The following is a 13,507-nucleotide window of genomic DNA, read 5'->3' as shown; positions in this document are numbered from 1 at the left end:
CCACTTTGCCGTAAACTCAGGGAAAATTACACAAGGAGAATGCGATGTCATCAGTCTTACTCTTCCCGCCCGCGGATCCTCAGGAAAGCATGGCGTATCTGCAGCACAAACTGAGTTACTACACCGATGCCTGGGATTTGGCAGAGGATCTGGCGCAAGGCGTCAATGCGATAGTGGTGGTTGATGCGCGATCCACTGATGTCTATCAGGCGGGACACATCACCGGGGCGATTTCGTTTCCGCATCGCACCATGAACGCCGACTCCACCGCGCAACTGGATCGCAGCAAGATCTACATCACTTATTGCGATGGCATTGGCTGCAACGGTTCGACTAAAGCGGCATGGAAACTGGCTTCGCTAGGGTTTCAGGTCAAAGAGTTGATAGGTGGACTGGATTTCTGGAAGCGTGATGGGCATCCGTTAACGTGGGGAACGTCGCCGGGCGAGTGGCCACAGGCCGCACCCGGCGCGCACTGTGGCTGCTAAATTACAGGAACAGCCAGAGTAAAAAGAAGAACAGTGCCAGGCCCAGAATCAATGTCAGTGCCGGGCGCTGTGCCAGCGGACGCGGCAAAATCTCAATCCACGGCGACCAGATCGGCTGCGGACGTAAATCACTGGCGGCGTGCGGCTGCTCCAGCGTTTTCTCGACGCGGCGGCTAAACAGCAAGTTGAGGAGATCCTGGGTTTGCGCGGGCGTCAGTACCGTTTGTGGCGTGGCCTGGAAGCGCTGCTGGCTGTAATCCTCCAGCAGGCGTTGCTCGTCATGCGTCAGCGGCTGCTTCAGCGAAGTTTCCAGCATTTGTAAGGTCGGTGCGCTGTGTTGACCCAATGTCTGACGTACCTGCAAATATTGTGTCAGCAGCGGGAAGTGGCGAGAGGGAATTGGATCGCCACTCTTCAGATTGACCAGTTTCAGCGCTTCAGACAGCAGCTTGACCGGTGATTCGCCGGTCGTGGCCGCGAGACGCGTAACCTGTTGATTCAGCGATTGCTGTTCAGCTGGCAGCAGCGTGCGATCGGACGCGCGCGTTTGCTGCGGCTGCGGGATCGCCATCTGCCCATTTTGCAGCATGGTCAGCACCTGATGTAACTGGTCTTGCGACAGCGCACTCAGCACCGTTTGGTTAAATTGCTGACGGATAAAGTCACTCACCGCCTGGCGATTATTGCCCTGCGGCAGCTTTTCCAGCAGCTGCTGCAACAGCTGACGCGTGGCAAGGCTGTTCTGTACCTGGGTTAAACGACCATTCAGATGTTGCTCAGCGGCAGGAAAATGACGCGATTGCAGCTCAGCATCATTCTTTACGCCCACTTCATGGCGTACGCCAGCCCACAATTCCGGAGCTTTCAAGGTGCTGAGTGACATGATGCGCACAATCAGACGTTCCAGCGTGGTGCGCTGGGCAGGGGAGAGTGGCTGTTCGCCCGCCGGTCCGCCAGGACGAGTGGGGCCAGTCGCGTTAGTGAGCGTTGTACGATCGCCCGCGGGCACACCGGGACCGCTGAGAGGTTGCATGGCGGAATCCTTGAAAAACGAGGTCAGATCCGGGTGCGCCGGAAAAAAGAGGCCATATGATAGCAAAAGCCCCCGGGAAATCCACGGGGGCAGTGAGGGGAAATCGCGTCAGTTCTGGATTTATTCAGCTTCAGCCAGTTTGAGACGCTTACGACGCCAGCGTTTCCACAGTGGCGGCACGATCAGGACAGCGATCGCCAACACCAGCAACACTTTGCAGATCAGGCTTTCCCATAGAATCGGCAGGTTGCCGTTACTGATGGAGAGCGCGCGGCGCAGGTTTTGCTCCAACATCTCTCCCAGTACGAAGCCCAGAATCAGCGGCGACATCGGGAAATCCATTTTACGCAAGATATAGCCAAAGATACCCAGTCCGACCATCAGCAACAGATCAAAAGTGGTACTGTGCACGGCGTAAACGCCCACTGCAGAGATCGCGGCGATGGCGGGTACCAGGAACCACAGCGGGATGGTCAGCATGCGGGCGAAGATGTTGATCATCGGGATGTTCATGATCAGCAGCATGACGTTGCCAATCAGCAATGCTGCAATCAGACCCCAGACGATATCCGGCTGTTCGGTAAACATCGCCGGGCCGGGTGTGATGTTGTACAGCGTCAGCGCACCGACCATCACCGCCGTGGTGCCGGAGCCCGGAATACCCAGCGTCAGCATCGGAATAAAGGAGCCACAAGCCGAGGCGTTGTTGGCCGCTTCAGGTGCCGCCACGCCGCGAATATCCCCTTTACCAAACTGGTCGCTGCCGCTGATTTTTTTCTCGCTCATATAAGCGATGGCACTGGCGATGGTGGCACCGGCGCCGGGCAGTACGCCAACAAAGAAGCCGATAAAGGAGGAACGTAAGGTGGCACCGGTTGCCTGCGCCGCTTCTTTCATGTTGAACATCATGCGGCCACTGGCGCGAACCACTTTCTGCCCGCTGCTGGTGGATTCCAGCATCAGCAGTATTTCACTGACAGAAAACAGCCCGATCACCACGACCACAAACTGGATACCGTCGGAGAGGTGCACGCTGTCGAAGGTGAACCGATAGACGCCGGTATTGGCATCGACGCCAACGGTGGCCATACCCAAACCGATCAGCGCGGCTAAAAACGATTTCAACGGATTGTGGCTCATCATGCTGCCCAGACAGGCAATCGCAAACACCATCAGCGCGAAATACTCCGCTGGACCAAAGGCCAGTGACCAGTTGGCCAATATAGGGGCAAAGAGAATAATGCCGAGAATGGCGATAGTGGATCCTATAAATGAACTCACTGCTGAGATCGACAGGGCCACGCCAGCTTTGCCCTGTTGCGCCATCGGGTAGCCATCCAGCGCGGTCATGATTGCCCCGGCATCGCCTGGCACGTTAAGCAAAATAGAGGAGATACGACCACCGTACTCGCAACCGATGTAGACCGTAGCAAGCAGGATCAGCGCGGACTCGGCAGGTAAGTGCAGAGCAAACGCCAGCGGCATCAGGATCGCGACACCGTTAATCGGCCCGAGTCCGGGCAGTAGGCCAACAATGGTGCCAATAAAGCAGCCGATGAGTGCGATCATCAGGTTTTCCGGCGTCATCGCGACGGCAAACCCTTGCATCAGAAAAGACCAGGTATCCATGTGAGACTCCTGTTAATTGAACCAGCTGCCGACAGGCAAGGTGACATCGAGCAGGCGGTCAAAGGCATAAAACAGTGCGATGCCCATCACCACTCCGGACACCGCAGCCGCCCACCAGCGCGCGCCAAACAACAGCCCAATGCCAAAGGTCAGCAGCGTGGTGCATGCAGCAAAACCCAGACGCTCAAACAGCCAGCCATATACCATCAGCATGACGCACATCAGCACTAACTTTTTCAGAGTGGTGGCGGAAGGCCACTGCACCAGATCGGGTTTGCGCAGTAACATCATCACGGCGCAAATCGCCATTAATCCCAGCAGCAGCATCGGGAAAGGGCGTGGGCCGACCGGTTCATAGCTGTATTCACTCTGGATTTGCCAGGCAATAAACAGCCCGGCAATGCACAGCAGCAGCCAGATACCGGCGAAGATACGATCGCTCATCATCGACTCCGTTATTTGGCCAGGCCAAAGGATTTGGCTTTTTCGCGATAATCAGCCACCTGTTTTTTCACGTAGGCATCCAGCTCGCTGCCGAACATGTTGAACTCAAACAGTCCGCGCATATCTCGCTGTTGCTGAAACTCTTTGGTGGTCACCAATTTTTTGAACGCGTCTTCCCACCACTGATATTCCGCGTCAGTCACTTTTGGACCAAGGTAATAACCGCGAATAATCGGCCACTCGACGTTATAGCCTTGCTCTTTGGCGGTCGGCACACTCGCCAGTTCACCCGGTAAGCGTTTGTCAGACATCACTGCCAGCACGCGCAACTTGCCGGCTTGCAAATGTGGCACCATCTCGCTCATATCCCCGGAGACCACCTGAATATGGTTGCCAAGCAGAGCCGTTACCGGCTCGCCACCGCCCTCAAACGCGATATAGCGCATCTTGCGTGGGTCGATGCCCGCTTCACGAGCCAGCAGGGCGGTTTTCATCCAGTCCTGACTACCGATCGAAGCACCTGCGCCGACCACCACTTTGGTGGGATCGCTCTTCATGGCTTCCATCAGTTCACCGAGGTTTTTCCATGGGGCGTCATTGCGTACCGCGACGATGCCATAATCGGTGCCGACGGCAGCCAGCCACTTCACGTCACTTTCTGAATAGCGGCCAAACTTGCCCTGAGAGAGATTGAGCAACGAACCGCCGGAGAAGGCCACCAGCGTGCCTGCTTCGGCGGGGCGCTGAGCAATGATGGCGTTGTAAGCCACCGCTCCCACACCGCCGGGCATATAGGTCACGCGCATTGGTTTACTGATTTCGCCGGTTTCCTGCATGGAAACCTGAATCAACTTACAGGTCAGATCAAATCCACCGCCGGGTTTGGCGGGGGCGATACATTCTGTCCGGTCTGGCGCTTCCGCCAGCACAGAGGATATCGACAAGGCCACGAGGGTTGAGGCGAGGGCGAGGGGTAAGATTTTTTTCATTATTCGCTCCATTCATGCTTCCAGAGTGTGACAACTGCCGAACATTCGGCGTTGCTGAATTGTTAATGGTGTAACCTTTCATTTACCTTTCAGTGCTCGGGAAAAGTATCAGGATGTGATATGCGTCTCTTACTGGTGGAAGATACGGTTGAGTTGGCCAGCTGGCTGCAAAAAGCGCTGACACAGAAAGGTTTTGCCGTGGATTGGGTCGCGGATGGCCTGGCGGCAGACCACGTGTTGCAGAGCGAAGACTATGCGTTGGTGGTGCTGGATGTATCACTGCCACGGCTGGATGGTCTGGCGGTGCTGGCGCGTTTGCGTAAGCGTGGGCAAACCACGCCGGTATTGCTGCTCACGGCCAAAAGTGCACTGGAACAGCGCGTGCCGGGCCTCAATGCGGGCGCGGACGACTATCTCACTAAACCCTTTGAACTGGATGAGCTGGAAGCGCGCCTGCGGGCGTTGTTGCGTCGCAGCCAGGGGCAGACTGCGCAATCGCAGACTGTGGGCCAACTGGAACGCGACGGCGAAGGCTATTTTCTGCTGAATCATAAACCGTTGATGCTCACCCCGCGTGAAGCCAGCGTGCTCTCGACTTTGATGCAACGCCCTGGACGTCCGGTGTCACGCCAGCATCTTTATGAACAGACCTTTACCTTAACCGATGAAGCCAGCCTGGAAAGCATTGAGCTGTATGTGCATCGGGTGCGGAAAAAGCTGCAGGGCAGCGATGTCGCGATCGTGACGCTACGTGGACTGGGATACAGCCTGGAGTGCCAGCCGTGCGCCTGAGCCATTCGCTGCGTGGTGAACTGCTGTTGTGGCTGGGCGCACCGTTGATGTTGCTGTGGGGGTTGTCGGTTTATACTCATTACCAGAGTGCGCTGCAGGCGGCGAATCAGGCTTACGATCGTTCACTTCTCGCCTCGGCACGCACGGTGGCAGAAAGGCTGGTGGTGCGACAGAACCATTTGGAGGTGGATGTGCCCTGGGTGGTACTCGACAGCTTTGAGCGCAACATGAATGACCAGTTGTTCTATCAGGTGATATCACCGCAAGGCAAAACTCTTTCAGGTTATCCCGATCTGCCCCCTTTACCGCGCAATGCGCCGCTTTCTGAAGCCTATCCCGCTTTAGTGCACTTTTACGATGGCAGCTATCGTAAGCAGCCGATTCGTATTGCGGCGTTATGGCAACCGGTAAACGAGCAGGGCGTAGAGGGGATGGCGCTGGTTCTGGTGGCTGAAACCCTGAACTCTCGCCATGGGTTTGCGGAAGGATTATTGCGCACCGCGTTGATCAGTCAAAGCTTTCTGGTGTTGATTACCCTGCTGTTAGCCAGCCTGTTATTACGCAAAGTGTTGCGGCCGCTGCGCCGATTATCGCGCATCATGCTACGACGTGCGCCAGGTGAGTTGACGCCTTTGCCGTCGCTATTGCCCTGGTCGGAATTGCAGCCGTTAATTATTGCCTTTAATCGACATCTGGAACGACTGCGCGGTTTGCTGGCACGACAGGAACGTTTTAGTGCCGACGTTTCACACCAATTACGTACACCGCTCACTATTTTAAAAACACAGGTTGGCGTTGCGCTCAACAGTGATGATCCTGCGCAGTGGCGGGAAAGTTTGCTCGGCATGCGCCATACGCTCAACGATACGGTGCAACTTACCGATCGGCTGTTGCAGCTGGCGCAAATCAAAGCCCGGCACGGTGAGGACAAGCCTTTTTCTCGGATCAGTTTGAATGAAATTGTGGAACAGGCATGTTTCAGCAGCTATGCCGGCGCGCGCCACAAACACATCGATCTGGGATTTGAAGGCGACATTCCCTGTGTGGTGCAAGGCGATGGCTTATTACTGGCCGAACTCTGTGCCAACCTGCTGGACAATGCGATTAAATACACGCCAGAGGGCGGGATCGTCACGGCGAGATTGCGGGAGAAACAGCTGGAAATTGAGGACAGCGGACCGGGCATTAGCGCGGCACAGCAGCATCAGGCTTTGCAGCCGTTTGGTCGCCTGGATAATGCCAGCCAGCCCGGTGCGGGCATCGGGCTGGCGCTGGTCAAAGATATCTGTGCCTGGCACGGTGCGCAGTTGCTGCTGGATCACAGCCCGCAACTGGGCGGGCTGCGCATCATCATCAGCTTTCGCTGAGCTGAACGGTACGTTCACGTGGCTTGCGCAGCGGTGTTTTCAACCGTTGCGCCAGAATCACTCCCACCAACGTCATGCCACCGCCAATCCAGTGATAGGCGTGCAGTTGCTCATGCAGGAACAGCACGGCAATGATGGCGGTGAACGCGGGCACAAAATTCATAAAAATGGTGGTGGTACTGGCACCGAGACGTTGCACACCAAGGATCCACAAGAACGGCGCGATAATGGACGCGAACAGCCCGGCAAACAGCACCAGCGGAATGTTATGCAAGTTCAGCGTGACGTCCGGTGCGCGCAAGAATCCAGGCAGTAACAGCAACACACCAAAGAAAATCTGCACGTACAGGCTCTGCCAGGTCGGCAGAGGGATTGCCCAGCGTTTGGTCAGCACACCGTAAAGCGCATACGAGGTGGAAGCCGCCAGCATCATCAACTCGCCGTTGCCCAGACGCTGATTCAGCAACTGAGCTGGATTCCCTTCACTCACCAACCATACTAAACCGGCAAAGGACAACAGGCCGCCGATCAAAATACCGCGCGTCGGCGCAAGGCGTAAAACGAACAGGCTGAGCAGAATGGTCAGTAACGGAATCGTGGCACCCAATATACCCATCATCACCGCCGACACGCTGTGGGCGGCATAGTAGGCGAGACTCTGATAAAGCACCATGCCCAACAGGCCGAGGATCAATAATCGCCACAGATTGGCCTTCACGGCATGGCGATGGCGCCACACGCCGGGCAGGCTGAAGGGGGCCAGCACGATGAGCGCCAGCAGCCAGCGATAAAAGGAGATGGCGGCAGGATCGATGCTCCCGGCAGAGAGTTTGCTGACGATGGTGTTGATCGACCAGATCATCACCGCAATCAACGGAAACAGTAAATTCATCGTACGACTCCTGAGTTTAATCGCGAAGAGTTTACATTTGACCGGTTTTATTCAGATAGTTAAAATCGGACAATATTCGTTAGTGACCGGACAGAATGAATTTACAGATCGAGTATCAGCCGCCGATTGATGCGCCGCTACTGCGCTATTTTATGCGCTACGAGCAGGCTAACGCGAAAACTGAATATCTACCGCATCTGCACCGCTGGGGGCAGGTGATTTTCGTCACCAGCCACGTGCTGGAGATGGAAGTGGAGGGGGAACGGTTATTAACGCCCGCTGATATGCCGATCTGGATCCCGCCAGAACAGCGCCACAGCAGCTATAACCATTGCCATGCCCAGTTCCGCACCTTCAATCTCGCCGCCGATCTCTGTGCGGGGATGCCCGACAATGCCTGTTTACTGCACGTTGATGCGATTGTGCACGCCATCATGAATGATTTTGCACAGCGTGAGTTGGAGCAGCCTCAAACGGAAGCGGACTGGCGACTCTGTGAAGTCTTGATTGATCGTCTGCGTCAGGCACCGGTGCACACCAGCTATTTGCCCTTGTCGGACGACAAATTTCTCGCGCCTATTTTGCGCGCGCTGGAAGAAAATCCCGGCGATAACACCACGCTGGCACAATGGGCGAAGCGGGTGTTCACCACCGAGCGTACGCTGGCGCGACGTTGTCAGCAGCAGTTGAAGATGTCTTTCAGCGAATGGCGGCAGCGTTTACGGTTTTTGCGTGCCATTGCGCTGCTGGAGCAGGGGTGCAGCGTGCAAGGCATTGCACACGAACTGGGTTATAGCTCGTCGTCGGCGCTGATTGTGATGTTCCAGCAGCAGGCCGGCACTACACCGGATCGCTATCGCAGCCGGTTAGGTTAATCCCCAGCTTTATGTAAGAATACGCGCCTCAAAACGCCTCAGCAGACAGGACCGCCGCAGTGAAAATTCTCGTCGATGAAAACATGCCTTACGCTCGTGAACTCTTCAGTCGCACCGGTGAAGTATTGGCCGTACCGGGACGTCCGTTACCCGAAGCAGAGTTGCAGGATGCCAGCGGATTGATGGTGCGCTCGGTGACTAAAGTGAATGCGGCGCTGCTGGCCGGTACGCCAGTGAAATTTGTCGGTACCGCGACAGCAGGCACTGACCATGTCGATGATGCATCGCTGGCGGCCGCCGGCATTGCCTTCTCGGCGGCACCCGGCTGTAACGCAATTGCGGTGGTGGAGTATGTCTTCTCCTCCTTACTGCTGCTGGCCGAGCGCGATGGTTTTGAACTGCGTGATCGTACCGTGGGTATTGTCGGCGTCGGTAATGTCGGCGGTCGTCTGCAAAAACGCCTTGAAGCCTGGGGGGTGAAAACCCTGCTGTGTGATCCGCCGCGTGTAGATCGTGGCGATCAGGAAACGTTTCACTCGCTGGATGAACTGGTGGCACAGGCCGATATTCTGACCTTCCACACACCGCTGTTTAAAGACGGCCCCTATAAAAGCTGGCATCTGGCCGACATGGCTCTGCTGATGGCGCTCAAACCCAACACCATCCTGATCAATGCCTGCCGTGGTCCAGTCGTCGATAACACTGCGCTTCTGGAAGTGCTGAGAATGCGCGACGATCTCAGCGTGGTGCTGGATGTGTGGGAACCGGAGCCGGATCTGAACCTCGATCTGTTGGATAAAGTGGATATCGCTACCGCGCATATCGCGGGCTATACGCTGGAAGGCAAGGCGCGTGGCACCACTCAGGTATTCGAAGCCTGGTGCGCGTTTATCGGCCAGCCGCAACAGGTCGCGCTGGAGACTCTGTTGCCTGCACCGGAATTTGGCACCATTACGCTGCACGGCAAGCTCGATCAGCCAACGCTGAAACGACTGGTGCACCTGGTGTATGATGTGCGCCGCGACGATGCGCCACTGCGAAAAGTGGCTGCCAAACCGGGCGAGTTTGATCGCCTGCGCAAGCAGTATGAAGAGCGTCGTGAATGGTCGTCACTGCAGGTGAAATGTGATGATGCCGATAGTGCCGCGATGCTGGAAAAGCTCGGTTTCCGCGCCAGTTTGTAAAGTTAAATCAATCCCCTGCGTTTTCGCGCGGGAAAAGTCTTAAATGTCAGGCGGTGTCATCACCGCCTTCTGTTTTTATGTCATTGTCTGGAGTAAACCAACATGTCTGACGGCTGGAATATTGCGCTATTGGGCGCAACAGGCGCAGTAGGGAACGCTGTACTGGAATTGCTGGCAGAACGCCAGTTCCCGGTTGGTGAATTGTATCTGCTGGCGAGCGAAAACAGCGCCGGTGAAAGTGTGCGTTTTGATGGTCGCACCCTGCGCGTGCAGGATGCGGCTGAATTTGACTGGACGCAGGCGCAGCTGGCGTTTTTCGCTGCCGGACGTGAAGCTTCCGCGCGTTACGCGGATGAAGCCGCAAGCCAGGGTTGCCTGGTGATCGACAGCAGCGATCTGTTCGCGCTGGAGCCGGATGTCCCGCTGGTGGTGCCTGATGTGAACCCGCAGGTGCTGGCCGATTATCGCAATCGCAATATCGTGACGGTGGCCGATGCGCTGGTAAGCCAGCTGTTAAGCGCTATCAAACCGCTGGTGGATACTGCGGGGTTAAGCCGTTTGCAGGTGACCAATCTGATGTCGGTTTCCAGCCACGGTAAAGCGGCAGTGGATGGCCTGGCGGGCGAAAGCGCACGTTTGCTGAATGGTGTACCGGCAGATGAGCACTATTTTGGTCGTCAACTGGCGTTCAACCTGTTGCCGCAGTTAGCGGATAGCCATGGCAGCGTGGAGAGTGAACGTCGTCTGGTGGATCAGGTGCGCAAAGTGCTGCAGGACGAAGGCTTGCCAATTGCCGTCAGCAGCGTGCAGGCGCCAGTGTTTTACGGCAACACGCAGATTGTGCATGTCGAAAATTTACGTCCGCTGTCAGCCGAAGAAGCGCGAGATGAACTGGCGCGTGCTGATGACATCAACCTCAGTGAAGACGGTGAATATCCGACGCCCGTCAGCGATGCATCAGGCAATGATGCGCTGAGCATTGGCAATGTGCGTAATGATTACGGTCTCCCTGAGCTGCTGCAATTCTGGTCCGTGGCTGACAACGTTCGCTTCGGCGGCGCACTGATGGCGGTAAAAACCGCTGAGAAATTGGTGCAGGAGTACTTCTATTAATGTTGTCTGAAGAAACGACATTTAAGCTGGCGTTAGGCATTGAGTACGACGGCAGCCGTTACTACGGCTGGCAGCGGCAAAACGAAGTGCGCAGCGTGCAGGAAAAGCTGGAAAAAGCGCTGTCGAAAGTGGCGAATCACCCGGTGGTGGTGTTCTGCGCCGGACGCACGGATGCCGGTGTACACGGTACCGGGCAAGTGGTGCATTTCGAAACCACCTCGCAGCGCGCCGACAGCGCCTGGACGCTGGGCGTCAATGCCAACCTGCCGGATGACATCGCGGTACGTTGGGTGAAAGCGGTGCCGGAGGAATTTCATGCCCGCTTTAGCGCCACCGCGCGTCGTTACCGCTATGTGATTTTCAATCAGCGGCTGCGACCGGCGATTCTTGGCAACGGCATCACCCATTTTTATCATCCGCTGGATGTCGAGAAAATGCAGCGTGCCGGTCAGTGTTTAATTGGCGAGAACGACTTTACCTCGTTCCGTGCGGTGCAGTGCCAGTCGCGCACGCCGTGGCGCAACGTGATGCACCTTAACGTCACACGTTACGGACCTTATGTGATTGTCGATATCAAAGCCAACGCGTTCGTGCACCACATGGTGCGCAATATTGTCGGCAGCCTGATGGAAATTGGCTGCGGCAACCAGCCGGAAAGCTGGATGGCTGAGTTGCTGGCGGCAAAAGATCGTACTCTGGCGGCAGCGACCGCTAAAGCCGAGGGGTTGTATTTGGTGGCGGTGGATTACCCATCTCACTTTGCGTTACCTCAGCCTGCGTTGGGACCGTTGTTCCTCGCAGATTAATTTAAATGAGTAAGGATGTTTGGGAGCCGGAACATTATGGAATTCATCCACTTTTTGATCGACTTTATTCTCCATATTGATGTGCATTTAGCCGAACTGGTGGCGCAGTACGGCGTCTGGATTTACGCCATTCTGTTCCTGATCCTGTTCTGCGAAACCGGCCTGGTGGTCACACCGTTCCTGCCTGGGGATTCGTTACTTTTTGTTGCTGGCGCGCTGGCGGCACTGCCAGGTAACGATCTCAACGTGCATTTAATGGTCACGCTGCTGGTGATTGCTGCCATCCTCGGCGATGCGGTGAACTACACTATTGGTCGGTTGTTCGGTGAGAAGCTGTTCAGCAATCCGAACTCGAAAATTTTCCGTCGCAGCTATCTGGATAAGACCCACGCCTTCTACGATCGCCACGGTGGCAAAACCATTATACTTGCGCGCTTTGTACCAATCGTGCGAACCTTTGCCCCCTTTGTGGCGGGGATGGGACACATGTCTTATCGCCACTTTGCGCTCTTCAACGTGACGGGCGCACTGCTGTGGGTGCTGTTGTTCTCCTATGCCGGTTACCTGTTTGGTGATTTGCCGGTGGTACAGGAGAACCTAAAACTGCTGATTGTTGGCATCATTGTGGTCTCAATTTTGCCAGGCGTGATTGAAGTATGGCGCCATCGCCGTCAGGCACGTCAGCAGAAGCCACAGTAAGGCTGTCACCAGATTTTTATCCACAGCGTGAACGGGTTGTGGTTTAATGAGCGACATTTACGGCCTGCTGAAGGTGATTTCAGCAGTCACAAGAAGACTGGACCAGGTCAGCATTAAACAGAAAGGTCATCAATGAGCTGGATTGAACGCATACTGAATAAAAGCACCACCACGCCAACGCGCAAAGCCAGTATCCCGGAAGGGGTCTGGACCAAATGCGATAGCTGTGGTCAGGTGCTGTACCGCGCCGAACTGGAGCGTAACCTTGAGGTCTGCCCGAAGTGCGACCACCACATGCGCATGCACGCCCGTGAGCGTTTGCACACCATGCTGGATGAAGGTTCTCTGGTTGAATTAGGCAGCGAGCTGGAACCGAAGGATCTGCTCAAGTTCCGCGATTCTAAGAAGTACAAAGATCGTCTGGTTGCCGCACAGAAAGACACCGGTGAGAAAGATGCTCTGATCGCCATGAAAGGCACCCTGCACGGTATGCCAGTGGTGGCAGTGGCTTTCGAGTTTTCCTTTATGGGCGGCTCAATGGGCTCTGTGGTTGGCGCGCGCTTTGTGCGTGGCGTTGAGCAGGCACTGGAAGATAACTGCCCGCTGATCTGCTTCTCTGCCAGTGGCGGTGCCCGTATGCAGGAAGCGTTACAGTCGCTGATGCAGATGGCAAAAACCAGCGCAGCGCTGGCGAAAATGCAGGAGCGCGGCTTGCCGTACATCTCCGTGCTGACTGACCCAACCATGGGCGGTGTGTCTGCCAGCTTCGCGATGCTGGGCGATTTGAACGTCGCTGAACCGAAAGCGCTGATCGGCTTTGCCGGTCCACGCGTTATCGAACAGACCGTGCGTGAAAAACTGCCACCGGGCTTCCAGCGCAGTGAATTCCTGATCGAAAAAGGCGCGATCGACATGATCATCCGTCGTCCGGAAATGCGCTTTAAGCTGGCCAGCCTGCTGGCGAAAATGATGAACCTGCCAGCGCCGCTGCAGGATGGTGATCAGCCTTCTACGGCTGTGCCAGAGAGCAACGAGGCCTGACAGGCAACGAAAAGCGGTGGTTAAACGCTTTTCACCAATGAACCGTAAACACCCAGTCATTCGAGTTGCAGCAAGGCGGCAAACGAATGAATCCCCGGCAGCTTACCCACTAAGGGATCGGGGGTGATTGAGTGCAGCCCACGCCGCTGCGGCTT

14 protein-coding genes are annotated in these 13,507 nt (G+C 56.0%); 9 read left to right on the top strand and 5 right to left on the bottom strand.

Going from position 1 to position 13,507, the window contains the following annotated elements; genetic code table 11:
- Positions 1–44 precede the first annotated feature (44 nt).
- Positions 45–488, top strand: coding sequence for a rhodanese-like domain-containing protein (locus AC1MDE_RS17960; protein ID WP_058959023.1), 444 nt, complete (start codon positions 45–47; stop codon positions 486–488).
- A gap of 1 nt (position 489) precedes the next feature.
- On the opposite strand, the gene flk is transcribed toward AC1MDE_RS17960, so the two are convergent.
- The 4 genes from flk to AC1MDE_RS17940 form a co-directional block, all read right to left on the bottom strand.
- Positions 490–1,521, bottom strand: coding sequence for a flagella biosynthesis regulator Flk (gene flk, locus AC1MDE_RS17955; RefSeq protein ID WP_058959022.1), 1,032 nt, complete (start codon positions 1,519–1,521; stop codon positions 490–492).
- A gap of 120 nt (positions 1,522–1,641) precedes the next feature.
- Complete coding sequence (locus AC1MDE_RS17950; protein ID WP_034825138.1) at positions 1,642–3,150, bottom strand: tripartite tricarboxylate transporter permease; 1,509 nt, start codon at positions 3,148–3,150, stop codon at positions 1,642–1,644.
- 12 nt (positions 3,151–3,162) lie between these two features.
- The gene (locus tag AC1MDE_RS17945) at positions 3,163–3,594 is read right to left on the bottom strand and encodes a tripartite tricarboxylate transporter TctB family protein (RefSeq protein ID WP_058962348.1); all 432 of its coding nucleotides are present in this window, start codon (positions 3,592–3,594) and stop codon (positions 3,163–3,165) included.
- An 11-nt stretch (positions 3,595–3,605) separates the two neighbouring features.
- The gene (locus AC1MDE_RS17940) at positions 3,606–4,583 is read right to left on the bottom strand and encodes a Bug family tripartite tricarboxylate transporter substrate binding protein (protein WP_480344918.1); all 978 of its coding nucleotides are present in this window, start codon (positions 4,581–4,583) and stop codon (positions 3,606–3,608) included.
- 120 nt (positions 4,584–4,703) lie between these two features.
- Between AC1MDE_RS17940 and tctD the strand changes: the two genes are divergently transcribed.
- Complete coding sequence (tctD, locus tag AC1MDE_RS17935; protein WP_480344917.1) at positions 4,704–5,375, top strand: transcriptional regulator TctD; 672 nt, start codon at positions 4,704–4,706, stop codon at positions 5,373–5,375.
- The gene (locus tag AC1MDE_RS17930) at positions 5,366–6,742 is read left to right on the top strand and encodes a sensor histidine kinase (RefSeq protein WP_480344916.1); all 1,377 of its coding nucleotides are present in this window, start codon (positions 5,366–5,368) and stop codon (positions 6,740–6,742) included. Before tctD ends, AC1MDE_RS17930 begins: the two co-directional genes overlap by 10 nt.
- On the opposite strand, the gene AC1MDE_RS17925 is transcribed toward AC1MDE_RS17930, so the two are convergent.
- Positions 6,729–7,634: a DMT family transporter gene (locus AC1MDE_RS17925; protein WP_058962344.1), complete on the bottom strand. Its 906-nt coding sequence runs from the start codon at positions 7,632–7,634 to the stop codon at positions 6,729–6,731. The two genes, AC1MDE_RS17930 and AC1MDE_RS17925, sit on opposite strands and share 14 nt — an antisense overlap.
- Before the next feature lie 95 nt (positions 7,635–7,729).
- Here AC1MDE_RS17925 and AC1MDE_RS17920 point away from each other — a divergent pair, with 95 nt between their 5' ends.
- The 6 genes from AC1MDE_RS17920 to accD all read left to right on the top strand — a co-directional run bounded on the left by AC1MDE_RS17920 (position 7,730) and on the right by accD (position 13,352).
- A complete protein-coding gene (locus AC1MDE_RS17920; protein ID WP_058962343.1) occupies positions 7,730–8,509 on the top strand; it encodes an AraC family transcriptional regulator in 780 nt (259 codons plus the stop codon).
- A 59-nt stretch (positions 8,510–8,568) separates the two neighbouring features.
- On the top strand, positions 8,569–9,693 hold the full coding sequence (gene pdxB, locus AC1MDE_RS17915) for a 4-phosphoerythronate dehydrogenase PdxB (protein ID WP_058962342.1): 1,125 nt from the start codon (positions 8,569–8,571) through the stop codon (positions 9,691–9,693).
- Between the two features lie 102 nt (positions 9,694–9,795).
- A complete protein-coding gene (locus AC1MDE_RS17910; RefSeq protein WP_058962341.1) occupies positions 9,796–10,806 on the top strand; it encodes an aspartate-semialdehyde dehydrogenase in 1,011 nt (336 codons plus the stop codon).
- Positions 10,806–11,612 carry a tRNA pseudouridine(38-40) synthase TruA gene (gene truA, locus AC1MDE_RS17905; RefSeq protein WP_097116567.1) on the top strand — a complete coding sequence of 269 codons (807 nt, stop codon included), beginning with the start codon at positions 10,806–10,808 and terminating at the stop codon, positions 11,610–11,612. The genes AC1MDE_RS17910 and truA overlap by 1 nt, the downstream gene beginning before the upstream one ends.
- Before the next feature lie 36 nt (positions 11,613–11,648).
- A complete protein-coding gene (locus AC1MDE_RS17900; RefSeq protein ID WP_034825120.1) occupies positions 11,649–12,311 on the top strand; it encodes a DedA family protein in 663 nt (220 codons plus the stop codon).
- Positions 12,312–12,443: 132 nt separating this feature from the next.
- The gene (gene accD / locus AC1MDE_RS17895; protein ID WP_034825118.1) at positions 12,444–13,352 is read left to right on the top strand and encodes an acetyl-CoA carboxylase, carboxyltransferase subunit beta; all 909 of its coding nucleotides are present in this window, start codon (positions 12,444–12,446) and stop codon (positions 13,350–13,352) included.
- Positions 13,353–13,507 lie beyond the last annotated feature (155 nt).

This window comes from Pantoea folii (assembly GCF_056678875.1).
The sequence above is the reverse complement of the archived record's forward strand: the minus strand, read 5'-3'. Positions and strand labels throughout refer to the sequence as shown.

What these genes read in the sequence shown, in the direction of transcription:
- AC1MDE_RS17960 (WP_058959023.1), top strand. Translation starts at nt 45, where the DNA reads ATGTCATCAGTCTTACTCTTCCCGCCCGCGGATCCTCAGGAAAGCATG.
- flk (WP_058959022.1), bottom strand. Translation starts at nt 1,521, where the DNA reads ATGCAACCTCTCAGCGGTCCCGGTGTGCCCGCGGGCGATCGTACAACG.
- AC1MDE_RS17950 (WP_034825138.1), bottom strand. Translation starts at nt 3,150, where the DNA reads ATGGATACCTGGTCTTTTCTGATGCAAGGGTTTGCCGTCGCGATGACG.
- AC1MDE_RS17945 (WP_058962348.1), bottom strand. Translation starts at nt 3,594, where the DNA reads ATGAGCGATCGTATCTTCGCCGGTATCTGGCTGCTGCTGTGCATTGCC.
- AC1MDE_RS17940 (WP_480344918.1), bottom strand. Translation starts at nt 4,583, where the DNA reads ATGAAAAAAATCTTACCCCTCGCCCTCGCCTCAACCCTCGTGGCCTTG.
- tctD (WP_480344917.1), top strand. Translation starts at nt 4,704, where the DNA reads ATGCGTCTCTTACTGGTGGAAGATACGGTTGAGTTGGCCAGCTGGCTG.
- AC1MDE_RS17925 (WP_058962344.1), bottom strand. Translation starts at nt 7,634, where the DNA reads ATGAATTTACTGTTTCCGTTGATTGCGGTGATGATCTGGTCGATCAAC.
- AC1MDE_RS17920 (WP_058962343.1), top strand. Translation starts at nt 7,730, where the DNA reads ATGAATTTACAGATCGAGTATCAGCCGCCGATTGATGCGCCGCTACTG.
- AC1MDE_RS17910 (WP_058962341.1), top strand. Translation starts at nt 9,796, where the DNA reads ATGTCTGACGGCTGGAATATTGCGCTATTGGGCGCAACAGGCGCAGTA.
- truA (WP_097116567.1), top strand. Translation starts at nt 10,806, where the DNA reads ATGTTGTCTGAAGAAACGACATTTAAGCTGGCGTTAGGCATTGAGTAC.
- AC1MDE_RS17900 (WP_034825120.1), top strand. Translation starts at nt 11,649, where the DNA reads ATGGAATTCATCCACTTTTTGATCGACTTTATTCTCCATATTGATGTG.
- accD (WP_034825118.1), top strand. Translation starts at nt 12,444, where the DNA reads ATGAGCTGGATTGAACGCATACTGAATAAAAGCACCACCACGCCAACG.